Raw genomic sequence first — 1,039 nt, forward strand, 5'->3', positions numbered from 1 at the left:
GTGATGTCATAACCTTTTACTTCGGATTTGTATCCGTCTACCGGTTGTTCCTTCACTTCATACTTGTACGCTACTCCATTTTCATCATATGCTGCTAAATCTTTAAATTCATATTTCCAACCTGTTGCTTTGCTTACCTCTTGCGTCGCAATCACTGTACCATTTTGTAAAAGGTCTACTTGAATCATTTCCGGACGATCTGTTGCGTTATCATCTTTCCATGTCTTCGTTCCTTCTACTTTTGTTTGACCTACTTTTGTATTTGTGATATCAGTACCACTTACTTTGGATTCATATCCTGCTACTGGCTGTTCTTTCACTTCATACTTGTACGCTACTCCGTTTGCATCGTATGCTTGGAGTTTTTCAAACGTGTACTTCCAATTTGTTGCCGCTGTTACTTCTTTTGTATCTACTACTTTACCGTTTTGTAAAAGATCTACTTTGATCATTTCCGGACGATCTTTCGCATTATCGTCTTTCCATGTTTTCGTTCCTTCTACTTTTGTTTCGCCTACTTTTGTATTTGTGATGTCATAACCGTTGACTTTGGATTCATATCCAGCTATCGGTTGTTCCTTCACTTTATACTTGTACGCTACTCCATTTGCATCATACGCTACTAAATCTTTGAATTCATATTTCCAATCTGTTACTTTGCTTACTTCTTGCGTCGCGATCACTGTACCATTTTGTAAAAGGTCTACTTGAATCATTTCTGGACGATCTGTTGCGTTATCGTCTTTCCATGTCTTCGTTCCTTCTACTTTTGTTTGACCTACTTTTGTATTTGTGATATTAGTACCACTTACTTTAGATTCATATCCTGGTACTGGCTGTTCTTTCACTGTATACTCGTAAGCCTTTCCTTCCGCATCATATGCTTCTAGATCTGAGAATATATATTTCCAACCCATTACTGCTAGTACGTCGTGTGTTTGAATCACATTCCCGTTTTGTAGTAAGTCTACTTTGATCATCGTCGGACGGTCTGTTGCATTTCCGTCTTTCCATGTCTTCGTTCCTTCTACTTTTGTTT

The 1,039-nt window shown here is 38.2% G+C and carries 1 protein-coding gene; it reads right to left on the bottom strand.

Annotated elements, in window-relative coordinates; genetic code table 11:
• The coding region (locus tag JDS82_RS28960; RefSeq protein WP_199714323.1) for a Cna B-type domain-containing protein at positions 1 to 1,039 on the bottom strand (1,039 nt) is incomplete at both ends.

Origin of the sequence: Bacillus cereus group sp. N14, from assembly GCF_016483555.1 — a bacterium.
GTDB lineage: Bacteria > Bacillota > Bacilli > Bacillales > Bacillaceae_G > Bacillus_A > Bacillus_A wiedmannii.